Genomic DNA, 26005 nt, shown 5'->3' with positions numbered 1-26005 from the left:
GTAAAGGAGCTTTAGCAAATCTCCCTTACTTTTTGATAATCATATCAAATATCTCCATTATTCTTTTATTTTGTCCTGTTAAGTATAAATATCCTATTAAAGTTTCAAAACCAGTAGCATATTTATAATCTTGAAGGTTAGCATTTTTAGGTGTAGAACCAGATTTGGCATTTCTACCTCTTTTTACTATATTCCACTCCTCTTCAGTAAGTTTATCTTCAATATAATGTATTATATCAGCCTGAGCCTTTGCCTTAACATATTTTACAGACTCTTTATGAAGTTCATTGACTGACAAATTATTTATTCCTATCAGATAAGTTCTTACCATCAAATCATATACAGCATCCCCAATATATGCAAGTTGAAGTGGAGATAGCATTTTTACATTTTTTATATTCCATGAATCATTTACTATACTAAAGTCTATCATTAATTTTTTTCTCCTCATTATCTTATTTTTTTCCACTTTACTCCATTTGGAGTATCCTCTAATAAAATTCCCATACTTTTAAGTTTATCTCTTATTTGATCTGCTAACTTGTAATCTTTATTCTTTCTTGCTTCACTTCTCTTTGATATAAGCTCTTCTACCTCTTTGTCTAATTTTTCCTCTTCTTTTTTAAGTAAACCTAATATATCACTTAAATTCATAAGCACTTCGTAAGTTTCTTTAATTAAAGCCTTTGAAGATTGATTTGAAAAATAAGTATTAGAATATTTTACTATCTCAAATAATGAAGCAATAGCATCAGCAGTATTTATATCATCTTCCATGCTTTGAATAAATTTATTCTTTAATTCATTTATATTCTCTATATGTTTATTATCTTCTTCTGTAAGTACTTTATCTTCACAAACATTCATCAAATATTCAAGATTTTTTTTGCCGTTATACAGTCTCTCAAGGCCTTTTTTAGATTGAGCTAGTAATTCCCTGCTAAAATTAATAGGATTTCTGTAGTGAGCTGATAATATAAAAAATCTCAAAATTTCAAGGTCAAATTCTTCACTTATTTCCCTTACAGTAAAGAAATTAGATTTAGATTTTGACATCTTCTTATTATCAATATTAATCATAGAATTATGAAGCCAATAATTAGCAAAAGGCTTCCCTGTGCACGCTTCACTTTGAGCAATCTCATTCTCGTGATGAGGAAATTGCAAGTCTTCCCCACCTGCATGTATATCTATAGTATCCCCAAGATAGTTTTTTGCCATTACAGAACATTCAATATGCCACCCAGGTCTTCCTTTCCCCCATGGGCTATCCCATGATGGTTCTCCTGGTTTTTCCTTTTTCCAAAGAGCAAAATCCATAGGATTATTTTTTTCATCACTTACTTCCACTCTTGCACCAGAAATTAAGTCATCAATATTTTTACCAGAAAGTTTTCCATATCCATCAAACTTAGATATGTTAAAATACACATTTCCATCTACATTATAAGCGTAACCCTTTTCTTCTAAAGTTTCAATAAACTTTATTATCTGTGGTATTTGCTCTGTAGCCCTTGGGTGCATAGTTGCATCTTCTTCCAATAATAGTCCTTCCGCATCTTTAAAGTATTCTTTTATATACTTATCAGCTATTTCTTTAACTGTTTTCCCCTCTTCATTAGCTTTTTTTATCATCTTATCGTCAATATCAGTAAAATTAACTATATAATCTACTTCATATCCCTTGAATTGAAAGTATCTTCTTAATGTATCAAATACTACTAAAGGTCTAGCATTTCCAACATGGATGTAATTATATACCGTTGGACCACATACATACATGGTAACTTTATTTGGAACAATAGATTTGAATTCTTCCTTTTTTCTAGTCAAGCTATTATACAATCTCACAACCTACATCTCCTTTCTAACGTTTTACCTTATAGATAAGCAACGTTTTAATATTTGTTTTATATCATTTATATCGTCTTAAAAAAATAGCCATCTCTAATTTACAGAGACGACTATATCGCGGTTCCACTCTAATTGAATAAAATTCCACTCATTAAAAATAACGGCTTGTTCCGGTTTACCATACTACTACTTCAGGCAACAGCTCTAAGGTGCACTTCAATCTATCATTTACTTAAGACTCCTCTCAGCTAATAAAGCCTCTCTCTGTAAGCATTTATAGACTTACTCTACCTTATCATAGCTTTTAAATCATATTTACTTTATATTTATTTTATATAAATATTTGAAAATATTCAAGACAATTGATTTAAAATATTACTTTCTACATATTCTATGCGCTTTAATATTTTTTGTTTACCTAATACTAATAAAACATTTGACAACTCAGGCCCATGCAATTGGCCTGTCAAAGCTGCTCTTATTGGCATAAATAATTGTTTTCCTTTAATTCCTGTAGATTTCCTTAACCTCTTCATAACAGAAGATGCAAATTCTTCATCTACTTCATCTACCTCTTGTAACTCAGCTTTAAATTTCTTAAACAAATCTGGTACTTGTTCTCCGCTAAGTACTTCTAATACTTCATCATTCTCAGGCTTTATTTCGTTTTTAAAGAATATATCTACCTTATCTGTTATCTCTGACATATAAGATAAGCTTTCACGTACAGTAGAAACTAAAGTTTTTATCCATTCGTATCTATTATTAATATCATCATCATTTATGTAACCTGCATCTTTAAGATATGGGATTGCAAGTTTAGTAATCTTATCAATATCAGTACTCCTAATATAATGGCCGTTTACCCAATCTAATTTATCTTTATCAAATACTCCACCAGCATTTGATACTCTATCAAATGAAAATTCATCAATCAACTCTTCCATTGTGAAAATTTCTTTATTGCTATTAGGACTCCAACCTACCATAGCAAGATAATTTATTAAAGCTTCAGGCAAATATCCTTTTTTCCTAAAATCTCCTACAGATACATCACCGTGTCTTTTACTTAATTTTTTCTTTTCCTTATTTAAAACTGTTGGAAGATGAACATATTCTGGCTGTTCCCAGCCAAATGCTTCATAAAGATATACATGCTTAGGAGCTGATGGAAGCCACTCTTCTCCCCTTACCACATGAGTTATCTTCATAAGATGATCATCAACAACTACTGCAAGGTGGTAAGTAGGGAACCCATCTGATTTTAACAATACTTGATCGTCTAAATCATTAGTATTTATAGTTATATCTCCTCTAATAACATCGTGAAATTTTATATCCTTATTAGGAGGAAGCTTAAGTCTTACTGTATATTTCTCTCCTTTAGCTATCCTTTCTTTAGCTTCTTCAATATCTATGCCCCTGCAAAAACCATCATATTTTGGTACTTCACCTCTATGCTTTTGTTCTTCTCTAATCTTATCAAGCCTTTCTTTAGTACAAAAACAATAATAAGCATGTCCTTTTTCTATTAATTCATCAATATACTTTTTATATATATCTAATCTTTCTGATTGTATATATGGTCCATACTCACCTTTTTGTACTATTTTCCCATTTTCAACAAATACACCTTCGTCATGAACAATTCCTGCCCACAACAATGATTCAATTAAATTTTCTATAGCTCCTTCAACATATCTTGTTCTATCGGTATCTTCTATTCTTAGAATATACTTACCATTATTGTGTTTTGCAAATAAATAATCATAAAGAGCTGTTCTCAATCCCCCAATATGCAAATATCCAGTAGGACTGGGAGCAAACCTCACTCTCACTTCCTTCATTATTACACCTCCAAAATACCATTTATACTTGTTATATTATATAATACATGATTATTAATGGCAACTTATGTTTACAAATTGTTTAGCAATGTTGATAATCCCTTAAATAGTTTTTTAAAAAAATCTAATATCCTTTGCAGTAATGATTTAACTTCTTTGTTTTCTTGAGATATTTCATTTACTTTATCAGATATATTTTTAAGCTGTCCCTTTATGTCCTCTAAATTAAGGTTTAATGAAGAAATATTCTTCATAAGCTCCAATATATCATTAATCTGCTCTTCTGTAAGATTGATTTCAAGGTTTTGTGATATATTTATAATAATTTGTCTTATATCTTTTTCATCTTTAATATTCTTTTCTACTATTTCTTCTTTTATTTGCTTAATAAGTTGGCTAGCATTATCTTTCCCAATTTCCTGACCTAATTGTCCAGTCTTTGATATTTCCTCGTTTGCAATTTGCTTTTCTTTTTCTCCTATGTTTTTTCCACTTATATCTTCAAAGGCTTTTATTATCCCTGTGAGAGCTGCAGTACCAGAAACAGCCACAGGTGCAGCTACCTTTACCTCAGCGTCTTTTATTCCTGCTGTTATTAAAGCATTAGCATACATTTCTTTTGTTACCCAGTTTATATTATATGTACTAATATTTATACCTTGATTATTAGAAAGTTTCCTCACATATGCGCAAGATATAGCTTTTGTTCCTATTTTCTTTTCATCAATATATTGTCCAAGATACTTTCTCTCTTCTTGGTTTGTAACATAAACAGTTCTTACATCATCATCAACGTCAAATAAATCAAGTACTTGAATCCTTTGTTCCTCGCTTAAATCCTCACCTAAACTTACAACAATATCATTATAAGAATCCCCAAAAGCAATATTCGAAACTATTATAAGCAATAATATAATCCATATGTTTTTTCTCATCATATCTCATCCCATCCTCTATACCTTTATTATATAGATAAACAAACTCAGCACTTTAATTACTACATAATCAAAATCGTGCAAATCTAAATAAATCATTTTATGAAATTTCTTCTACAACCATATGTTTATTATTCTATACATTGAAAAATATTATACACATAGGTAAATTGCATAATGTAGATAAAATTTATTTTTCTTAAAGATATTTAAAATTAAAGTTTGAATACTTGCATATAATACCATAGTGATTATAAATTTTTCCCATAAAAAAATAACATGGTAAAATACCATGCTATTAATCTAATTTCAAATTTCCGGCAATTACTCCAACTATATCTCCTTTGTCATTAACAATAGGAGCTGAAATAATCATAATAGGTTTTTTAATAATAGCAGATATAAATACATCAGTCTCATATATCTTACCTTTTATAGACTCTCTAAACCATGGTCTATATGCAAAACTTTTTATATTTGTATCAAGGTATGTATATAAGACATTCCCATTTTTATCTAAGGTTATAAAATCTCCAAACAACTCTTGTTTTGACATTATTTCCGAAATTTTAATTTTATGCTTATCCTTATCCATAGACACTATTTCACTTAATGTCGCTATGCTTTTAATTATTTCCTTTCCTTTTTTAATTCTCTTGTCTAACTCTCCTTTATCAATATCTAAAGATACAAATTTCTTCAAAAAATCATTTAATTCATTAGAATTATTTTTAAGATTTTTTACTTCATTTAATAACTCTACTAATGATAAATCATGTTGCTGAATAGATGCTGTTATCTGTTGTGTTGCTGCTGAAATTTCCTCAATTGCTGCAGATAAAGTTTCCATCTCCTCTTGTATATTAAGTACGCCACTTGATTGCTCATCACTTAAAACAGTTATACTATTAGCATCTTGATTAATTTCGTCTATAGCATTTTTTGTCTGTTCAAACATTTCTGATACTTCTTTGAGTTGCTCAATGTTTAACTTTATTTTCTCAAAAGCATCTTCTATTCCCAATATAGTTTTTGTAGTTTTAGCATTTATTTCTTTCGCCATATCGCTTATTCCTTCAACAGCATTAGATGATTGAGTAGCTAACTTTCTTATTTCCTCTGCAACTACAGCAAATCCTTTTCCATGTTCTCCTGCTCTAGCTGCTTCGATAGCAGCATTTAATGACAATAGATTAATCTGTTCAGCAATATCTCCTACTATCTGAACAAAATCCTGTATTTTAGCTATATTTTTTTCGAGCTCGCTAATTACTTTTACTGATTCTTCACTTTGATCATAGGTTTGCATCATACTGTAATTAAATTTGTCGAAAGCATTTACTACCTTATTTACATAATCTTTAAAATCTACTGTTCTTTTTAATGTTAACCTTGATTTTTCTTTTACTTCACTAGCTTTATTTACTATGTCCTTAGTATTAGATACAATTTTTTGAGCGGAATCAGCACCATCTTCCGCTCCTGCAGAAATTTGTCGAATAGATATTAATATCTCTTCAGATGTTTCTTTTGCAATATTAACATTATAATCAATTTGTTTAGAACCTGAACTTATTATGTCAGATGTTATCTGAAGTTTACTCACTAATTCTTTAAAATGATTTGTAACTTTTTTTAATGCAGCAACTATATTTGATACACTATTATCAAAAAATAATAGCATTTTATTTGTATGTTTATCAAAATTAATGCTTTTTCCTTTAATAAATCTTTCACTCTCTTGTGCTAACTTTTTAAATATTTTTGATCTTACTTCCTGATTAATAAGCTCAAATATAATAAATACAGCTGAAATAGTTAAAAATAAAATAGTATTATCTTTAAAAAAATAAAGAATTGCTATTAATAGTGCTTTTATGATAATACTCATATTTCTTCCTCCTAGTTTTAGTTTACGTTCTGTTAACTTAAATGAAAATTGAAAGCCTCGAACTCCTTTAGGTATAATAGTAATTGTCAACCAAACATTACTCCAAAGGAGGTCGAGGCCTATGACTATTATACCAAAAATTAAGTGTCCTAGATGTAATTCTTCAAAACTTTATAAATTTGGCAAAGATCCTTACGGTTATCAAAAGTATCAATGCCGTGATTGTAAACGTCAATTCTCTACAAAGCCTAAATCTAATACTTCACGTAATAGCAAATATCCAAGATGCCCCAAATGTGGCAAAGCATCTTTTATTCATCATGATTATAAGCACTATACAAACTACAGATGCTCAGATAAAAAATGTTATCATTCTTTCTTTATCGCAAAACCAACTACTATCCATAATCCCTCATCGTCTAATCTTTCTGGTAAAACTAATTTTAAAAGAATGAGATTTCCTATGTTTGTTATTATTACTGCCCTTAACCTTTATTTTTTAAATAACTCTTCAACAAGAAAAATATCACAGTTTCTTTATATTACATATAATATTAAGGTTTCCCATGTATCAATTGCATCCTGGGTTAAAAAGTTTGCACCTTTGTTTGACAGTATGGCTAATAAGTTTTCTTCACACATTGACTTATCTTCTTCTGATGAGTGGCATGCTGATGAAACTGTTGTTAAAATTAATGGTAAAAAACATTATCTCTGGTTTATCATTGATTCTGAAACTCGCTTTATTATAAATTTTCATCTATCTCCTTACAGAAATTCTAACCAGGCCTTCAGCCTTTTTAAAAAAGCAAAGAAATTTGGCATTCCTAATACTATCGTTACTGATAGATATAGTGCTTATAAGGTGCCTGCTAAATCTATCTTTGCCGGTGCCAACCATATAAGAGTTGAATCTTTTGATGATGATATATCAAACAATATAATTGAATCTTTTAATAAGGAATTTAAAGCCTGGTATAAACCAAAGCGAGGTTTTAACTGTTTCGAAAGCGCTAATAACTTAATTGCAAACTTTGTATTCTTCTTTAATTATATACGGCCTCATTCTTCTTTGAGTAACCTTACTCCTGCCCAGGTAGCAGGTGCCAAATATAGCGATAGAGATCGCAGTAATTGGTTATTATCTGCATAATATTTACTTGTTAAGGGTTCTCTCTGCTTTGCCTTATTTCTTGGTTTATTTGCTATGCAATTTTTATTTTTACAGCCCTTAACCATTCCATAGCTATTTAAAATAAAGCTGTCAAGGGCGAGCTTTGCTCGTTTATCTTGACCCTTGACAGCTTTATTGTAATAGCTAAAATTCATATAGGGCTGTAAGGTCAAGATCCATTAAGAATTTTTCTATAAAATCATGCTATTTTTTCATTTTAAGTTAACAGTTCCTTAGTTTATCATTTATATAAATATCATTCTATATTAGATTATGTATTTCCTCCTTTTTCTTTAATTTTCTGTAAAAACAGATAAAGTTCTTTTGTTTTAAAACAAAAGAACTTTATCTGTTTTTTAATAACTTTAATCTAAGTTTTATATTTCTAAGCCTTCTTCCTCAAAAGCTTCTTTAATTTTATCAAATATTTCGTCTGTACTTATTTCAATCTTATTATCTTCTTTTCTCAATGAATACTCTACTATGTTTTCGCCTGCTTTTCTTCCTACTGTAATTCTTATAGGTATCCCTATAAGATCAGCGTCCTTAAACTTAACTCCTGGTCTTTCTTTTCTGTCATCAAGCAATACCTCAATTCCCTTTTTAGTCAATTCATCATGAAGTTTCTCACCGAGTTTCATTTGTTTTTCATCTTTTACATTAACTACAGTAATTATCACATGATATGGAGCAACAACTAAAGGCCAGATGATTCCTTTATCATCATGGTACTGTTCTATAATAGCTGCCATAGTTCTAGATATGCCAACGCCATAAGACCCCATTACAAATTTTCTTTCTTTACCATCTTCGTCTAAAAATGTCGCATTTAATCCATCACTATATTTAGTACCTAATTGAAATATATTTCCCACTTCTGTTCCTCTAGCAATTTTTAACTTTTCACCACATTTAGGACAAATATCTCCTGCACGTACAAGCAATAAGTCTTCTACAACTTCACCTGTGAAATCTCTTCCATAGTTCACATTTTTAAAGTGGTAGTCACTTTCATTAGCTCCAACAATACAATTTTTCATCTTAGTTACTCTTGAATCAATTAATACTTTAACATCACTTTTTAATCCTATAGGTCCTGCAAATCCAACTTTTGCTCCAGTAACTTCTTTAACAGTCTCTTCATCTGCCATCTCAAGTTGATGTTCAGGTATCCCTAATACTTTACATAATTTAACTTCGTTTAACTCTCTATTACCTGGTATTAGTACAGCTACAACTTGATCTTTAGCTTTATATATTAAGGTTTTAACAAATTTATCTTTTGATACTCCCAAAAAATTTGTCAATTCCTCTATAGTTTTTATATCTGGAGTATAAATTTTCTCAAATTGAAGTTCTTCTAAATTATCTTCTTCAATTATATAACAAGCTGCTGCTTTTTCATTTGTAGCCGCATAATCGCATTTTTCGCAATAGGCTATTTCGGCTTCTCCAACCTCCGACATAGCAATAAATTCATGTGAATCGCTTCCACCCATTGCTCCTGAATCGCCTTCTACTACTTTATAATTTAACTTACACCTAGTAAAAATTCTATCATATGCTCTCCACATTTCCATATAAGACTTTTTCATGCCCTCTTCATCTTTATCAAAACTATATGCATCTTTCATGATAAATTCTCTACATCTTATAAGTCCAAACCTAGGCCTTTTTTCATCTCTGTATTTTGTCTGTATTTGATAAAGATTTAAAGGTAACTGCTTATATGATTTTATCTCATCTTTAATCAAACTTGTAAAATATTCTTCATGGGTAGGTCCTAAACAAAACTCTCTTTCGTTTCTATCCTTTAACTTAAACATTTCAGGGCCAAAATTATCCCATCTTCCAGTCTGCTTCCATATCTCTGCAGGCTGTATAGCTGACATAAGTAATTCCTGTGAACCAGACCTATCCATTTCTTCCCTTACTATATTTTCTATCTTTCTTATCACCCTATATCCCAAAGGCAAATAAGAATATACTCCTGAAACTAGTTTTCTAATCATACCTGCTCTCAATAATAATTGATGACTTGATATCTCAGCTTCAGATGGTATTTCTCTCAACGTAGGCATATACATTTTATTCATTTTCATATTCATTTCTCCCTTCATTTATATTAAAAATAAAAACCTTCATCTCATTCTAGAGACGAAGGTCATCCGCGGTACCACTCTAGTAGACTTAAAAGTCCACTCTTATGCTATAACGTAGCAATCGTTTAGGGTTTTAGCTCCCTAAAAGCTCAAGGACGGGTTCATTATCAAGAGGATTTGAAATCTTTCAGCCAAGGATTTCATCTCTGAAAATCATTGATAACTACTATTTCCTCTCACTGCCATTGATATTTATATTATTGAAAAGATTAAATAATTATTCAAAGTCAAAATTTTACAAAATATAAATTTTTAAGTCCTATTTGTTGGATTTTTAATTGATTTTAAGCTTATAAACTTACAAAGTTTAGAAAACATTCTACCATGAAATTTTCTATATCATTAATATTATTTTATATATTACTAGAAAATTAAACCTTTGTCAAATGTTTTGTAATATTTTTGTTGACTCTTTTAGAATATTAGTGTACTATATTATTAGTACACTAATTCTTTATTGCCCTTTATGGTTGGGAGGTGTTTCATTGAATATAAATTTTGACGATAAGATCCCAATTTACATTCAAATAATGGATTTAATAAAAAAAGAAATAGCTACTGAAAATTTAAAAGGAGGTGATAAGTTGCTTTCTGTACGCGAATTATCATCAAAACTAAAAGTCAATCCAAATACTATTCAAAGAGCATATAGAGAATTGGAAAGAGAAGGTTTAACTTATACTCAAAGAGGAATGGGTAGTTTTGTAGTAGAAAATAAAGAAACAATAAAAAAATTAAAGATGAATATGGCCAAAAATGTAATAAATAACTTCATCATTGGTATGAAAGAACTAGGATTTAATAAAAATGATATGTTAGACGCTTTAAATAAAGAACTAAATAAGGAGGGACTTTAAATGGATTTAATCTTGGAAACTAATAACTTGAGTAAAAGTTATTTCACTAAACAAGCTTTAAAAAATGTCAATATTAAATTGGAAAAAGGTAAAATACTTGGTCAACTTGGCCCTAATGGCAGTGGAAAAACTACATTAATAAAGATTATATGTGGTATATTGACTCAATCTTCAGGCAGTATACTTATAGACGGCCAAATTCCAGGGCCATATACTAAATCGATCATCTCATATCTACCTGATAGAAATCACTTATACAAATGGATGAAAATAAAAGATGCTATCAATTTTTATAAAGATTTTTACAGAGACTTTAATGAAGAAAAAGCTTACGATTTATTAAAATTTATGAAACTAGACAAAAACTCAAAGATAACATCTCTATCAAAGGGAATGAGTGAAAAGCTAAATCTTACCTTAGTATTATCACGAGAAGCTAAGTTATACGTATTTGATGAACCTATTGCAGGTGTAGACCCAGTAGCTCGAGAACAAATCCTTAATGCCATTATTCAAAACTTTAATGAAAAAAGCTCTGTTATCATAACTACACATCTCGTAAAAGACATAGAACGAATTTTTGATGATGTAGCTTTTATATCTGAAGGAGAAATTATACTTAATGGTAATGCCGAAGAACTCAGAATAGAAAAAAATAAATCAATAGATGAATTATTTAGGGAGGTGTTTGAATAATGTTCAAGCTAGCAAAATATGATATAAAGGGAAGCTATAAGCTTTACCTCATAGTTTTTATATCAAGTATCATTTTAAGTTTAGGAGTATTCCTTAAACAAGATTCTTGGCAAAAAATTAGCATATTTTCCCTAATAACCTTAATAAGTGTTGCATTATTCATAATAGTATTAGTTTTTTCTGTAAGATCTTTCAGAAACGAACTTTACGAAGATAGAGGATACCTCACTTTTACATTGCCAGTAAGCGGTAAAGAAATATTGATAGCAAAAATACTTGTTACTTTATTGTGGTTTGCTATTGCTACAGTAATAACTGGTATTTTAGAATACTTTGCAGCAAATTTATTATTTAACAAAAATTTCATAAATATGATATTTCAAAGTATTAGTACAAAATCAGTGATTATTTCAATTATTTATGCATTATTTAATATGATTTTTTTAATGATTACCATATATTCTGCTATAACTATAAGCAAAGTAACTTTTAAAAAATAAAAAGGTTGGTGGTTTTGCAGGATTTATATTCTTTATTATAATTAATATCTTTACTTTTATGACAAGTTATAAACTTTCCAAAGCTTATCCATTATATGTTAAGATTAGCGATAAAATAAACCATATGAGATTTAACGAAATGGTCAGTTTTAATGTTTCCCCAAGCCTTGTGTATAAGATAAATGCTACTTCCGCTATAATTTATGTTTTAGCATTTATTGGCTTATTTATTCTGACTAGTTATCTATTAGACAAAAAAATTGATTTATAAAATTAACGGTAACTTTATAGATGACAATCAATCTGTAGAAATCGGAGAATTAAGAACATACAATGAATCTTACGATTTGGAAGGGCAAAAAAGCTTAGATGTAGATATTGACCTAAATGCAGTGAGAGTAAATCTAGAAAAAGCTGAAAATAAATTATTTGAATCAAACATAGAAACCAATATAAATAAAATGACTCCTGATATTAAACTTAATGGCAATAATTTATATATAGGTGACAAATACGAAAAATTTAAACCAAAAAGCTTAAATAATGCAAAAAATACGTGGGATTTAAAGCTTACAGATAAAATTCCATTAAATTTAGACATTAAAATTAATGCAGGTAAAAACAATTTTGACTTTACAGATATGATTATAGATAGAATTTCTTTAGAATTAAATGCTGTAGATAATGAAGTAACTTTTAATAGTATAAACAAAGGTAATCTTAAAGAATTTGATATAGATCTAAATGCAGCCTCATTGCAGGCAAATGGCTTGGGTTATGCAGGAGTAAGCGATATTGATGCAGAAATAAATGCTGGAAGCTTAGAGCTTAAATTTGACGAGAACATTCACAAAGATGTTTCGATAAAAATAGAAAGTAATGCTTCTAGTTCAACTATAATATTGCCTGAAGATGTAGGATTTAAAGTTGAACTGGATAAAAATCTATCTAGCCTAAATATTAATGACTTTGATTACTCAAATCCTCAAAAAAATGTATATATTAGCAATAATTACAATGACGCAAAATATAAGATAAATATAGAGATAGAAGGAAATATTTCAAGCTTCAATATCAATGGATTGTAAATAAAGATAAAACCTCTGGCTTGAAAACCAGAGGTTTATTTATGCCCTAAATATAACAGATTCTTTGTTAAACATCTTAATAGTTATAAAAATTGATAATCCTACGTATATTATACTCCATAAAACCACTATAACGATATGTTTAAAGTTTATTATGGGTACAATTGCTTCTTTTATTATAGCTATAGTATTAATTACAGGTATGTGGAAATATTTTTCTGGTATAGCTCTTCCGTCAAGAAACATAGTTAAATATGCTGGAATCATTAACACAATTGTTAAAGGGCTGAGATAAGTTTGAGCTTCTTTAAAGTTTCTTGCATAAAAGCTTACGACTAGTTCTAATCCAGCAAATACTAATGCAAGCCCTAAGCAGAATAATGCTATTACTATAATAGATGATACCGGCAACATTACTCCTGCTCCCATGAAATATGGATTAATTTTTGAAGCAATTAAAACCCCTATAAGTGCTGCTAAAGTTCCCATAATTCCAGCTATTACCACAGTAAAATATTTTCCTACAAGTATGGATAGCCTACTAGCTTTAGTAGTAAGAAGAGGTTCAAGTGTCTGCCTTTCCTTTTCACCAGCACCTAAATCAGTAGCTGCAGGTATGCCTCCAACAGCAGACCATATTGTAAGCATAAAGGGAAGTAACATAGCAAATATAGCCATGCTTGTTCCATCTTCTTTTGCAATAGAATTTTCTTTTATTTCTATAGGAGTCAAAATATCAGGGTCTATTCCTTTCTGTTTTAACCTTGTATAAGCTATTTCTTGTGAATAATCTTTTATGATACTTCGTAGTCGTGAAAAGGCTATACTTGAATTTTGGCTAGATTCATCATATATAAGCTCTATTTTCCCCATTTCACCTTTTTCAATATTTTCATCAAATCCTTTTTCTATTTTTAAAATTACCTTAACATCAAGCTTATTCAATGCTTCATAAGGATCACCTATGTTTTTAATATTAACATTTTTATTGTTTTTAAGATACTTCACTAATTGGTTATCTTCTTCATAAATAACTGAAATATCAACAGGTTTACTACCTTCGTCCATTAATCCTGATGTTCCTATTCCTATTACAAAAGCTAATACTGGAAATATTATTATGGGTATAATTATACTAGTAAAGATTGTTTTTCTATCTCTAAATGTATCTTTCAACTCTTTTTTTAATACTATCCACATATACCTAAAGCCCATTATTATCACCTACCAATTTCACAAAAATATCCTCAAGGCTTAATCCAGAATATTTATCTTTCAAATTTTCAAGCTTAGACACTTCAACTATGGAACCTTTATGAATAATTCCCACTTCATCACATAGTTTTTCTACTTCTTCCATAGAATGACTGGAGAATATTATTGTCTTCCCTTCATCCTTTAACTCTTTTATAAACTTATGTACTATTCTTATGGCCGTAACATCTAGCCCAGAAGTAGGTTCATCAAATAGCATTACTTCAGGATTATGAACTATACTCCTTGCTATAGCCACTTTTTGTTTCATCCCTTTAGAAAACTTTCCAACTCTTCTATCTATGTATTCATCCATATCCAATCTCTTAGATAATTCATTTATTCTTTCATTTATTTTATTCTTTTCCATACCATTTAATAGTCCAAAATACTCAATATTCTCTCTAGCTGTCAATCTATCATACAATCCTGTACTTCCTCCAAATAAAATTCCAATTTGAGCCCTTATACCTGCTGGATTTTTTACAAGGTCCACACCATTTATAATAGCAGTACCTTCCGTTGGCTCTAACATTGTAGCAAGCATCCTAAGAGTAGTAGTCTTCCCTGCTCCATTTTCGCCTAAAAGACCAAATACTATTCCCTTATCTACTTTAAATGAAATCCTCTTCACAGCTTCAACATTTTTAAATTTCTTAGTTAAATTTCTTAATTCTATCAATATATTCACCCCTTCAATTCATTTCTACAAGAGTACATACTGCTTGAGCAGATATTCCTTCCTCCCTTCCTTCAAAACCTAATTCCTCTGTAGTTGTTGCCTTTACATTTACATCTTCAACAGCTATATTTAAAGCCTGAGCAATATTTATCCTCATTTGTTCTATATAAGGTGAAAGTTTTGGTTTTTGTGCTACTATTATAGAATCTATATTATTTATCTTGTATCTATTTTCTTTTAATATTACTGTTATTTCTTTTAAAAGCTTAATACTTGATATTCCTTTATACTTATCATCAGTATCTGGAAAATGTTTACCAATGTCTCCTAAACTCATAGCACCTAATATACTGTCTATAATAGCGTGAATTAAAACATCAGCATCAGAATGTCCTAAAAGCCCTCTTTTATATTCTATTTCTACACCACCCAGTATCAATTTTCTACCTTCTATTAATTTATGAACATCATATCCAATACCTATCCTCATTGTACCTCTCTCCCATCATTTAAAAATGATAAAGCAAGATTTAAATCTTCTATGGTAGTTATCTTAATATTTCTATAATTTCCCATAATCATATGTACTTTTTCACCTATTCTTTCTACAAGCATACTATCATCAGTGGCTACTATATTATCTTTCTTCGCCTTTTTATGAGCATCTAATATTGTATTATAATAAAAGGACTGAGGTGTTTGCACAGCCCATAATTTTTTTCTTTCAGGAGTATCTACAACATTACGTTTGTCATCTACAATCTTTATAGTGTCTTTCACTGGCACTCCTAAAACACAACAACCATATTGAATAACACCTTCAATACAATTAATTATATCATTTTCTGTTATAAATGGCCTTGCCCCATCATGTATTAACACAATGCTTTTATTATTACTTACTTCTAATAAACCATTGTATACAGAATCTTGCCTCTCTTTTCCTCCTGTTATAATTTTAACAACTTTATTATATTTATACTTATGAATGATTTCTTTTCTGCAATAATCTATTTCATTTTGTTTTAATACTAAAATTATTTCATCAACATATTTACAATTATTAAACTTTTCTATCGTATGAGCTAAAACAGGTTTATCATTTAACAAAATAAATTGTTTATTTATCTTAGTATTCATCCTGCTACCTGTTCCCGCTGCAGGTATTATAACAGAAATATATTTTCCTTTATATGCCATTATCTTCACCTCTTAAATTATTATATCATATAGCATGTCTGTTAATGGCAAAGAAAAATGTATTAGAAAATATCTGCAAATTCTATTTACTTGAAGAAATCGTAAAAAAATAATCTATTAAATTTTAACCTTACAATAGTTATGTATTTTCTCACTTAAAAAAATTACATAAAAAAAGCCTAACTAAAATAGCTAGGCTTTATAAGTATACTATAAAAATTATACAGCTCTATCAACTAATGTTTTAGGTTTAGCAAATATCATTCTTCCTGCTGCAGTTTGTAGAACACTTGTAACTAATACACCTATTGTTTGGCCTATATGTTTCTTCCCACCTTCAACAACTATCATAGTACCATCATCAAGATATGCTAATCCTTGGCCTGATTCTTTACCGTCCTTTACTACCTGTACTACCATTTCTTCTCCAGGCAATACTACTGGTTTTACAGCATTAGCAAGCTCATTTATATTTAAAACATCAACTCCATGAAATTCAGCAACTTTATTCAAATTAAAGTCATTAGTTACTACCTTACCCTTTAAAAGTTGAGCAACCTTAAGAAGTTTACTATCTACTTCTGCAACGTCATCAAAGTCCTTATCATAGATAATCACTTCTATATCCAACTCTTTTTGGATTTTATTTAATATGTCCAAACCTCTTCTGCCTCTATTTCTCTTTAATGAATCAGATGAATCAGCTATATGCTGTAATTCTTCTAAAACAAACTCAGGGATAATCAATGGCCCTTCAATAAAACCAGTCATACAAATATCTGCAATCCTTCCATCGATGATAACACTTGTATCTAAGATCTTTGGCGTAGCTTTAGAAACAGTTTTAAGTGGTTTTTCCTTTGTTCCCGATTTCTTAAATACATTTAATAAAACACTAAAATCATCTCTTTTTCTAGTAGGAATTTTCACTCCAAGATATCCTAAAATTAAATAAAGTACTATTGAAACAATAACTCCTATATAAGGAGTATCAAGACTGTAAAATGGTTGACTTACCAAATATGCAATAACTAACCCAACTATTAATCCAACTGAACCTAAAATGATATCTGATGCTGGTATATTTTGAAGTTCTCCTTCCATAAAAGAAGTAATCTTTTTCCCCAACTTAACAAACTTTGGCGTTAAAATAAAAAATATAATTCCTCCTAACAAAACTATAAAAATGTTAATTAAAATGCCATAAATCCCCATTTCAGAAAGCTTTAATACTCCAAATGTCGATAAAGCAGTTACTACTCCATAACCTATTAGCATACCTATAAGAGTAATAAAACCTCTGATAATTTTATTTGCCATATTTTTAATCACCTCCTACTATCATTGTTTCCAATATATAATCATTCTATAACTAAGATACCACATTTTTCAATATTTAATCATAATATAAAACTATTATAGTGTAAAAAACCTTAGTTAAAATTTTTTTCTAATTAAGATATTATTATACTATCACTTATCAAAATATGCAACAAAAACAAGCGCCTAAAAAGACGCTAATTCACAATCTCTTCAATTAATTTCTCTGTTTCCGCCTGCCCTAACCCTTTTGATAAAACAATCTCACTTATCAGCATCTGTTTCGCACTGTTAAGCATCTTTCTTTCACCTGTGGATAGTCCTTTTTCCCTATCCCTTATAATAAGATTACGAACAACACATGCTATCTCATAAATATCCCCACTTTTAATTTTATCCATATTGGCTCTATAACGTCTATTCCAATTTTGAGGCATTTTAGTTTTATTATCACTTAACACAGCAAGTACCTGCTCTATTTCATTACTGTCTACAACCTCTCTGATACCAATCTGCTCTACATTGTCTATAGGAACCATAACTTTCATATCACCCATAGGCATCTGCATAACATAGTATTTTCGCTTTTCTCCTAATATCTCTTTTTCCTCTATTGCAACTATAATTCCTGCTCCATGCATAGGATATACTATTTTATCCCCTATATTAAACATAAAGCATAACCTCCCAACTATAGACCTGACTACATTATTAAGTATACTATATTTATGTAAGTTTGTCAAATAATTAAATAAATTATTTTACCACATAAGCTCTAGTGTTGTCAATGACATTTTTTTATTTCAAAATTAATTTTTCAATGAGTGATAATTAAATTGTTAACCCGTTTATCTTTTCTTAGTAAAAATTTTAATTTATATTAATTTAATAATTCTTTTAATTGACAAATGCTTGTACCAATCAGTATAATTAGAGTGTAGATATTAACTATAATTGAGGTGATTTAATGGATAGCGATAAACTTTGTGATGATTTTCAAAGTAAAGTATCCGATGTACTCATAAGGCACAAAAGTATATTAGACACAATTTCAAAGTTAGAAGAATCAAATGCTAGAATTAATAGAGCTGTAGTGAAGTCTACCACATCATGTGGTTGTATAAAAATTAATGCTAGTAAGCAAGAGTATAAAAAAGAAACCCTTGAAGAACTAAAATCCCATTTAAAAACCCATGTTGATGGCAAACTTTGTGAAATATGTAAAGAAAAAATCGAAGAAGAAATTGGTAATTATATGTTTTATTTAGCAGCATTATGTAACACCTTAGATATTAATCTCTCTGATGTCATATATAAAGAATTAAAAGAAATTAAAACCTTAGGTGTTTATAGTATGTATTAATATTAGCTCAAATTTGCCTAACAGCTAAATCTATGCTGTTAGGTTTTTGATGTATTATATGTGCCTATCTAGATAAAATTGTTCTTGAAATCTTCTTAAGCTTTCTTTAATAGTTTTCGCTCTAATCTCTCCTATGCCTTCTGCTGCATCAAGCTGAGATATAGAAGCTTTCAATATTCCTTGAAATGAACCAAACATATTTATTACATTTTCAATAACACTAGAAGGCAAACGAGGAATTTTACTTAAAAACCTATAACCTTTAGCATGTACTCCTTTATCTAAGGAATTAATATCATCATCATATCCTAACAAACTAGCAATAGTAGTTAAATTTAACAATTCTTCTGAAGATAATCGACTAATATCTTTCTTTATATCGAGATATTTATGTTCATTGCATTTAGTACAATAATCTCGAATAATATTTATACCGTCTTCTTCAACATTATCTATTAGTTCTTCCAATTGCATACTTATAAGCCTTCCTTCGTTACCTAATTCGATTATATATTTTTTTATTTCCAAAGATACCCTCATTACCATTTCTGTTCTCTGCAACACCTTCACTACATCATATACAGTAACTAAATCCTCGAATTCCAATGCTCCCAAATTTGCTGTCTCTTGTTTTAATACTGCTTTATATTTTTCAAGGGTTTGTATTGCCTGATTAGCATTATTTAAAATCTTACTTGAATCTTTTATTATATATTTACAAGTACCTTTATATAAAGTAATAATACTTCTTCGCTGTGAAATTGCAATAACTAACTCCCCAGTCTGAGTTGCAACTCTTTCCGCTGTCCTATGCCTTATCCCAGTTTCATTAGAAATTATAGAAGAATCTGGAATTAGCTGAGCATTAGCATATAATATTTTTTTGCAATCCTTGCTTAATATTATTGCTCCATCCATCTTTGCTAATTCATACAAATGAGCTGGTGTAAATTCACTATTTATGTAAAATCCTCCATCTACTATATCTAAAACCTGTTGAGTATCTCCTACTACTATCAATGCCCCTGTTTTTGCCTTTACTATATTTTCTAATCCTTCTCTTAGAAAAGTGCCAGGTGCTACAATTTTTAAGGACTCATATATATTTTTTTGCATAGGTAATTGTTCTTCCATAGTCCTTTACCCTCCTAGAACTATATCCAATGCATCAGCAACACTTGAAACCCCAACGATATCTATTGTAGTGTTTAATTTTAGATCCCTAAGATTAGACTTGGGAATAACTATTCTTTTAAATCCAAGCTTATCTGCTTCTAGTATTCTCTTATCAATATTATTAACAGCTCTCACTTCTCCAGTTAAACCAACTTCTCCAATTACTACAATATCAGAATCTATTTGTATATCTCTAAAACTAGAAGCAAGTGAACATATTATTCCCAAATCAATAGCAGGCTCTCTTATCTGAATTCCTCCTATTACATTAACATAAGCATCATAGTTTTGCATTTGAAGTCCTACTTTTTTCTCTAAAACTGCAATCATAAGTATAACTCTATTATAATCTATACCTGTAGCTACTCTTCTAGGCATTCCAAAAGCAGTATAACTTACCAAAGATTGAATCTCTATAAGCATAGAACGGGTACCTTCCATACTTGGAACAACAATAGTTCCCGAAGCATTTAACGGTCTTCCAGACAATAACATTTCTGAAGGGTTTTTTATCTCAACTAACCCTTCTTCCCTCATTTCAAATATTCCTATTTCATTTGTAGAACCAAACCTATTTTTAACTGCTCTTAAAATCCTATATATTAGATGCCTTTCACCTTCAAAATATAGTACAGTATCTACCATATGCTCTAAAACCCTTGGACCTGCTATAGCTCCTTCCTTAGTAACATGGCCTACAATAAATGTTGCTATCCCATTTATTTTAGCAAGTTTCATCAATATACCTGTAACTTCCCTAACTTGGCTTACACTACCTGGAGCTGATGTTATATTAGGGGTATATATAGTTTGAATTGAGTCTACTATTAATACATCTGGATCCAATTTTTCTACTGCATTTCTTATTATATCCATGTTTGTCTCAGATAATATGTAAAGATTATTAGACTTTATATTCAATCTATCAGATCTCATTTTTATTTGCTTAGGCGATTCCTCTCCAGATACATACAATACGTTAATATTATTATGAGCTAAGTTATTAGCAACCTGTATCAAAAGGGTAGATTTTCCTATTCCAGGGTCTCCTCCTACTAATATTAAAGACCCCTTTACTAAACCTCCACCTAGAACTCTGTCAAGTTCTTTTATTCCAGTTGTAGTTCTCTCTTCATCTTCTACCTTTATATCAATTAATTTTTCAATTTTCCCTGACGAATGTCCTTCAAATCTGTCAAGCTTACTATTTTTATGATATGTTTCTTCAACAAAAGTATTCCACTTATTACAAGATGGACATTTTCCCATCCATTTAGGAGTTTCATATCCACACTCTTGGCAAACAAATTTTGTCTTGATTTTACCCATTTTAATCCTCCTCTGATCTATACAATATCCTCATATAGTATTAAATATTCAATATACGCATAACAAAATCCTTGTATGAAATACTACTTATATTTCATACAAGGATTTGTTAATGTTTTTTATCTATCTACTATTAATACTTATTAAATACCAATTTATTATTATCGCAATCAACAGCTATATTATCATCTTTTGATACATTTCCTTTTAAAATCTCCTCTGACAATTGATCTTCAATTAGCTTTTTGATTGCTCTTTCTAAAGGTCTTGCTCCAAATGTTGGATCAAATCCTTTTTTAGCAATGTAGTCTTTAGCTTTATCTGTAACACTAATATTTATATTTAACTTCTCTAGTCTCTTTTCTAAATCCTTTATCATAATACCTACAATTTCCTTAATATGTTCTTCGTTTAATGCGTGGAATACTATAACTTCATCTATCCTATTTAAAAATTCAGGCCTGAAGGTCTTTTTTAATTCATCTGTAATATTTTCTTTCATTTTTTCATATTCAGCTTTTTCTTCATTAGCTTGTGCTGTAAAACCTAAAGTTTTTTGCTTTTTAATAGTATTAGCACCTACATTAGATGTCATAACAATTACAGTATTTTTAAAATCCACAGTTCTTCCTTTAGAATCTGTAAGCCTACCATCATCTAACAATTGTAATAATACATTGAATACATCAGGATGAGCTTTCTCAATTTCATCCATAAGTATTACCGAATACGGTTTGCGCCTAACTTTTTCCGTTAATTGTCCTCCTTCATCATATCCTACATATCCTGGTGGTGACCCAATTAATTTAGACACAGAATGTTTTTCCATATATTCTGACATATCTAGCCTAATTACTGCATTTTCATCGCCAAAGAGAGCTTCAGCTAAAGCTTTGGTCAAATATGTCTTACCAACACCTGTAGGTCCAACAAATATAAATGTACCTACTGGCTTATTTGGGTCTTTTAATCCAACTCTTGCTCTTCTTATAGCATTCGAAATAGCAGTCACTGCTTGGTCCTGCCCAACTACTTTTTTATGAAGAATTTTTTCTAAATTAAGTAGCCTTTCGCTTTCTTCTACAGTAAGCTTATTTACAGGAATCCCAGTCCATGTTGAAACAACATGTGCAATTTCATCATACCCAACTTCTGTAGAAATTGACTGTTTCTTCTGCTTCCATTCTTCTTTTCTTCTCTCTAGTTCATCTTTCAGCTTTTTCTCTTCATCTCTGATTTTTGCAGCTTTTTCATAATTTTGAGTATTAATTGCTTCTTCTTTTTCTTGGGATAATTCTTCTAATCTATCTTCTACATCCTTTAAATCAGCTGGTGCAGTTATTGACTTAAGTCTTACCCTTGAAGCTGCCTCATCTATCAAATCTATAGCCTTATCTGGTAAAAATCTATCAGTAATATATCTAGTAGACAATTCAGCAGCAGCGTTTAATGCTTCATCGGTTATTTTTACTCTATGATGTGCTTCATATTTATCTCTTAACCCCTCTAGTATTTTTATAGTATCTTCTATAGAAGGTTCATCAACCATAATTGGTTGAAATCTTCTTTCAAGAGCTGAATCTTTTTCAATATACTTTCTATACTCATCTAATGTTGTTGCCCCTATTACTTGTAAATCACCTCTAGCCAATGCAGGTTTAAGTATATTAGATGCATCTATTGCACCTTCAGCAGCACCAGCACCTACTATAGTGTGAAGCTCATCTATAAAAAGTATTATACTTTTAGCCTTAATTATTTCTTCAATAACTGCTTTTAATCTTTCTTCAAATTCTCCTCTATACTTTGCTCCTGCTAACATAGAAGACAAATCTAATGTTACTACTCTCTTATCTTTAATTATTTCAGGTACTTCCCCTTCAACTATCTTTTGTGCCAATCCCTCTGCTATAGCTGTTTTACCCACTCCAGGTTCACCCACTAAGCAAGGATTATTTTTTGTTCTTCTACTTAAAATCTGTATTACCCTCTCTATTTCCTTACTTCTTCCAATTACCGGATCAATTTTCCCTTCTATTGCCATCCTATTTAAATCTCTTCCGTACTTATCGAGATTTGGTGTACTAGTTGAACCCTTGCTATTGTAATGGCCTTGATTTCCTTTGTTATACCCATCATTCAGCATATTTATTATGTCTTCTCTAACTTTATTGAAATCTACACCCAAACTCTTTAAAATAATTGCAGCTACTCCTTCTCCTTCCTGCATAAGTGCTAAAAGTATATGTTCTGTTCCAATGTAATTATGTCCCAGATTTCTTGCTTCAATTAGACTTAGTTCAAATACCCTTTTAGTTCTAGGAGTAAATCCAAGTACATCTGTTACATAACTACCATAACCTATAGCATTTATAACTTGTTGCCTTGCTTTATTTATATCCACACCAACATTATTTAAAACCTTTGCTGCAACACCGTCAGCTTCTCTTAAAAGCCCCAATAATAGATGTTCTGTCCCAACATAATTATGTTTTAATCCTTTTGCTTCTTCTTGTGCCAACAGTATAGCCTTCTGTGCTTTTTCAGTAAATCTACCAAACATAGCCATATTATCACTCCTAACCTGTAATATTCTGTCTGATCATCTCAGCTCTCTTTATATCCCTCTCTCTTGCAGATAGTTCTTTATTATATCTTTTTTGTAAACTTGCTGGCTGACTATCAATCATCAAATTATCAATGATATTTATATCTACATCTTTTATAATACCCATTACTATACCCATTCTTACATTAGATAACAATTTCATAGCTTCCTTAGACGAAATTATTCTTGAATTTTTCAAAATACCAAAAGATCTGTAAACCTTGTCTTCAATCTCAATACTTCTTTTGTCCAAAAGAATTTTTCTTAAATCTCTTTCCTTAGCTATAATCTGCATTACAACATTATTTAATTTTTTGATAATATTTTCTTCTGTATCCCCCAAAGTTACTTGATTTGATATTTGAAATATATTTCCCATAGCTTCTGTTCCTTCTCCATACAGTCCTCTTACTGTAAGTCCTACTTGGTTAACCGCCTGTAAAACTGTGTTTATGTTGCCTGTCATAACAAAACATGGCAAATGCACCATTACAGAAGCCCTTAATCCAGTACCTACATTAGTGGGACAAGAAGTTAGATAACCAAATTCTTCATCAAAAGCATAATTAAGATTAGCTTCTATTTCGTCATCTACTTCACTACATATATCCCATCCTTTTTCCATATTTAATCCTGGCAAAATAACTTGTATCCTTATGTGATCTTCTTCATTTATCATGACAGTTACTTTTTCATCATTTTTTAACCAAAAACCACTTATTTGTGGTCTTTTAGTAAGCCTTGGGCTTATAAGGTGGTTCTCAATAAATACAGTTCTATTTAATGGAGACATAATGCTTAAATCATAGAAATTAAAATCCTGTAATAGAAAACTTTTGCTTTGTCTTAATGAACTATTTACAATATTAATAATCTCTCTTCCTTCTTCATCAGTTACAAACTGAGGAAATTTTTTATTAGATATATTTCTTGCAAGCCTTATTCTACTACTAATTACTATATCTTTTTCTCTTCCTTCTCCAATTAACCATTTTGCCAATTTTCTCACCACCAATCATTCATTAATCTTATTTTGTAATTCCTTAATTTTATCTCTTATAACTGCTGCTTGTTCAAATTCCTCTGCTTGTACTTTTGCATCTAATTCACTCTTTAATCTTTCTATCTCTCTTCTAACACTTAATTTTCCTCCTGCTCTTTTAGGTACTTTTCCAACATGGGTATCATGACCATGTATTTGTCTAAACAGAAGAGTTAATTTTTTTCTAAACGATTCATAACAATTACTACATCCAAACTTGCCAATTTGTTTGAATCTATCATAAGTCATCCCACAACTATCACATTTTATTTCTTGTTCAAAACTAATAGGCACCTGTCCTTCCTGCATATTATCCAACAAACCTGTTAAAAATTTATGAAAAGAAAAAGAAGGGTTAATTTCAAATTCTTTATGTTTAGCTGCACAACTTTCACATAAGTGTAGCTCTATTACTTTACCATTTATTATTTTCGTAAAATGTACAGTAGCTTGATTTTTCCCACAATCTTCACAAAGCATCATTTTACCTCCTAACTATTCTTTTACCAAAGCCAATATCATATTTTTTAATATACTAGCTCTAATCTTTCCCCTATCTGCTACTTCACCACTTAATGACCTATCGCTGAGAGCAATTTTCATTAAGTTTGCCTCTCTTTCTGTTACTATATTTTCATCTAAAAATCCTTCGATAATACTATATGCTTTTGCCTTAGATATAGAGTCTCCAATACACTTAAATACCTCATCCTTTATATATTCACCATCATTTAAATTAACTTTTACTATTTTTATATATCCCCCTCCACCTCTTCTACTCTCAACATAATATCCTTTATAAGAAGTAAACCTAGTTGTTAAAACATAGTTTATTTGAGATGGTGCACAGTTAAAATACTGTGCTAGTTCATTTCTTTGTATCTCCACTGTTCCATCTTCTGCATCACTAATAAGATTTTTTATAAATTCTTCTATTATGTTACTTAATGCTGACATGTTATCACTCCATCATATTGACTTTGACTTTCTTTGTCCTTCATCTTTATTTTCAATTATATCACATGTT

Annotated in this window: 24 protein-coding genes and 2 other annotated features; of the genes, 6 read left to right on the top strand and 18 right to left on the bottom strand. The window is 30.0% G+C overall.

Translation table 11 applies throughout. The annotated features are described in order from the left end of the window. Positions 1–25: 25 nt before the first annotated feature. The 5 genes from ACZ41D_RS03010 to ACZ41D_RS02990 form a co-directional block, all read right to left on the bottom strand. Entirely contained in the window at positions 26–451 is a 426-nt protein-coding gene (locus tag ACZ41D_RS03010; RefSeq protein ID WP_464152438.1) for a Mini-ribonuclease 3, read from the bottom strand. Further along, positions 451–1851 (bottom strand): cysteine--tRNA ligase, encoded by a 1401-nt coding sequence (gene cysS, locus ACZ41D_RS03005; protein WP_464152437.1) that lies wholly within the window; start codon positions 1849–1851, stop codon positions 451–453. The genes ACZ41D_RS03010 and cysS overlap by 1 nt, the downstream gene beginning before the upstream one ends. Positions 1852–1953: 102 nt before the next feature. After that, positions 1954–2162 (bottom strand) — a binding site (T-box leader). A gap of 45 nt (positions 2163–2207) precedes the next feature. Continuing rightward, entirely contained in the window at positions 2208–3701 is a 1494-nt protein-coding gene (gltX, locus tag ACZ41D_RS03000) for a glutamate--tRNA ligase (RefSeq protein ID WP_464152435.1), read from the bottom strand. 71 nt (positions 3702–3772) lie between these two features. Continuing rightward, entirely contained in the window at positions 3773–4639 is an 867-nt protein-coding gene (locus tag ACZ41D_RS02995) for a DUF1002 domain-containing protein (protein ID WP_464152433.1), read from the bottom strand. A 295-nt stretch (positions 4640–4934) separates the two neighbouring features. Then, positions 4935–6527 carry a methyl-accepting chemotaxis protein gene (locus ACZ41D_RS02990; protein WP_464152432.1) on the bottom strand — a complete coding sequence of 531 codons (1593 nt, stop codon included), beginning with the start codon at positions 6525–6527 and terminating at the stop codon, positions 4935–4937. Between the two features lie 121 nt (positions 6528–6648). Here ACZ41D_RS02990 and ACZ41D_RS02985 point away from each other — a divergent pair, with 121 nt between their 5' ends. Continuing rightward, positions 6649–7680: an IS6 family transposase gene (locus tag ACZ41D_RS02985; RefSeq protein ID WP_464151820.1), complete on the top strand. Its 1032-nt coding sequence runs from the start codon at positions 6649–6651 to the stop codon at positions 7678–7680. A 398-nt stretch (positions 7681–8078) separates the two neighbouring features. Here ACZ41D_RS02985 and ACZ41D_RS02980 read toward each other — a convergent pair whose 3' ends face one another. Next, entirely contained in the window at positions 8079–9803 is a 1725-nt protein-coding gene (locus tag ACZ41D_RS02980) for a proline--tRNA ligase (RefSeq protein WP_464152431.1), read from the bottom strand. A gap of 48 nt (positions 9804–9851) precedes the next feature. Further along, positions 9852–10052: a binding site (T-box leader), on the bottom strand. Between the two features lie 296 nt (positions 10053–10348). Between ACZ41D_RS02980 and ACZ41D_RS02975 the strand changes: the two genes are divergently transcribed. The 4 genes from ACZ41D_RS02975 to ACZ41D_RS02960 all read left to right on the top strand — a co-directional run bounded on the left by ACZ41D_RS02975 (position 10349) and on the right by ACZ41D_RS02960 (position 13004). Next, positions 10349–10720, top strand: a complete 372-nt coding sequence (locus ACZ41D_RS02975; protein WP_464152429.1) for a GntR family transcriptional regulator — start codon at positions 10349–10351, stop codon at positions 10718–10720. Continuing rightward, complete coding sequence (locus ACZ41D_RS02970) at positions 10721–11416, top strand: ABC transporter ATP-binding protein (protein ID WP_464152428.1); 696 nt, start codon at positions 10721–10723, stop codon at positions 11414–11416. Further along, entirely contained in the window at positions 11416–11916 is a 501-nt protein-coding gene (locus tag ACZ41D_RS02965; RefSeq protein ID WP_464152427.1) for a hypothetical protein, read from the top strand. Before ACZ41D_RS02970 ends, ACZ41D_RS02965 begins: the two co-directional genes overlap by 1 nt. Before the next feature lie 260 nt (positions 11917–12176). After that, positions 12177–13004, top strand: coding sequence for a toast rack family protein (locus ACZ41D_RS02960; RefSeq protein ID WP_464152426.1), 828 nt, complete (start codon positions 12177–12179; stop codon positions 13002–13004). A gap of 39 nt (positions 13005–13043) precedes the next feature. Here the strand turns inward: ACZ41D_RS02960 and ACZ41D_RS02955 are convergent, their stop codons facing one another. From ACZ41D_RS02955 to ACZ41D_RS02930, 6 genes are all read right to left on the bottom strand, one after another. Further along, complete coding sequence (locus ACZ41D_RS02955) at positions 13044–14219, bottom strand: ABC transporter permease (protein WP_464152425.1); 1176 nt, start codon at positions 14217–14219, stop codon at positions 13044–13046. Beyond that, the gene (locus ACZ41D_RS02950) at positions 14209–14940 is read right to left on the bottom strand and encodes an ABC transporter ATP-binding protein (RefSeq protein ID WP_464152424.1); all 732 of its coding nucleotides are present in this window, start codon (positions 14938–14940) and stop codon (positions 14209–14211) included. The genes ACZ41D_RS02955 and ACZ41D_RS02950 overlap by 11 nt, the downstream gene beginning before the upstream one ends. Before the next feature lie 13 nt (positions 14941–14953). Continuing rightward, positions 14954–15430, bottom strand: coding sequence for a 2-C-methyl-D-erythritol 2,4-cyclodiphosphate synthase (gene ispF / locus ACZ41D_RS02945; RefSeq protein WP_464152423.1), 477 nt, complete (start codon positions 15428–15430; stop codon positions 14954–14956). Further along, positions 15427–16140, bottom strand: coding sequence for a 2-C-methyl-D-erythritol 4-phosphate cytidylyltransferase (ispD, locus tag ACZ41D_RS02940; RefSeq protein WP_464152422.1), 714 nt, complete (start codon positions 16138–16140; stop codon positions 15427–15429). Before ispD ends, ispF begins: the two co-directional genes overlap by 4 nt. A gap of 219 nt (positions 16141–16359) precedes the next feature. Next, positions 16360–17460 carry a PIN/TRAM domain-containing protein gene (locus tag ACZ41D_RS02935; RefSeq protein WP_464152421.1) on the bottom strand — a complete coding sequence of 367 codons (1101 nt, stop codon included), beginning with the start codon at positions 17458–17460 and terminating at the stop codon, positions 16360–16362. A 197-nt stretch (positions 17461–17657) separates the two neighbouring features. Further along, positions 17658–18134 carry a CarD family transcriptional regulator gene (locus ACZ41D_RS02930; RefSeq protein WP_464152420.1) on the bottom strand — a complete coding sequence of 159 codons (477 nt, stop codon included), beginning with the start codon at positions 18132–18134 and terminating at the stop codon, positions 17658–17660. A gap of 293 nt (positions 18135–18427) precedes the next feature. Between ACZ41D_RS02930 and ACZ41D_RS02925 the strand changes: the two genes are divergently transcribed. Next, positions 18428–18823, top strand: coding sequence for a DUF1573 domain-containing protein (locus tag ACZ41D_RS02925; protein ID WP_464152419.1), 396 nt, complete (start codon positions 18428–18430; stop codon positions 18821–18823). Positions 18824–18877: 54 nt separating this feature from the next. Here ACZ41D_RS02925 and disA read toward each other — a convergent pair whose 3' ends face one another. The 6 genes from disA to ACZ41D_RS02895 form a co-directional block, all read right to left on the bottom strand. Further along, positions 18878–19957, bottom strand: a complete 1080-nt coding sequence (gene disA / locus ACZ41D_RS02920) for a DNA integrity scanning diadenylate cyclase DisA (protein WP_464152418.1) — start codon at positions 19955–19957, stop codon at positions 18878–18880. 6 nt (positions 19958–19963) lie between these two features. Beyond that, a complete protein-coding gene (gene radA / locus ACZ41D_RS02915; RefSeq protein WP_464152417.1) occupies positions 19964–21328 on the bottom strand; it encodes a DNA repair protein RadA in 1365 nt (454 codons plus the stop codon). Positions 21329–21461: 133 nt separating this feature from the next. Further along, on the bottom strand, positions 21462–23897 hold the full coding sequence (locus tag ACZ41D_RS02910) for an ATP-dependent Clp protease ATP-binding subunit (protein WP_464152416.1): 2436 nt from the start codon (positions 23895–23897) through the stop codon (positions 21462–21464). A gap of 10 nt (positions 23898–23907) precedes the next feature. Then, positions 23908–24945 carry a protein arginine kinase gene (locus tag ACZ41D_RS02905; protein ID WP_464152415.1) on the bottom strand — a complete coding sequence of 346 codons (1038 nt, stop codon included), beginning with the start codon at positions 24943–24945 and terminating at the stop codon, positions 23908–23910. A 6-nt stretch (positions 24946–24951) separates the two neighbouring features. Further along, positions 24952–25458 (bottom strand): UvrB/UvrC motif-containing protein, encoded by a 507-nt coding sequence (locus ACZ41D_RS02900; protein ID WP_464152414.1) that lies wholly within the window; start codon positions 25456–25458, stop codon positions 24952–24954. 15 nt (positions 25459–25473) lie between these two features. Further along, positions 25474–25935, bottom strand: a complete 462-nt coding sequence (locus tag ACZ41D_RS02895) for a CtsR family transcriptional regulator (RefSeq protein WP_464152413.1) — start codon at positions 25933–25935, stop codon at positions 25474–25476. Positions 25936–26005: the final 70 nt, after the last annotated feature.

The sequence above is a fragment of the Brassicibacter thermophilus genome (assembly GCF_055378355.1).
This window is presented reverse-complemented; position numbering and strand designations above follow the sequence as displayed.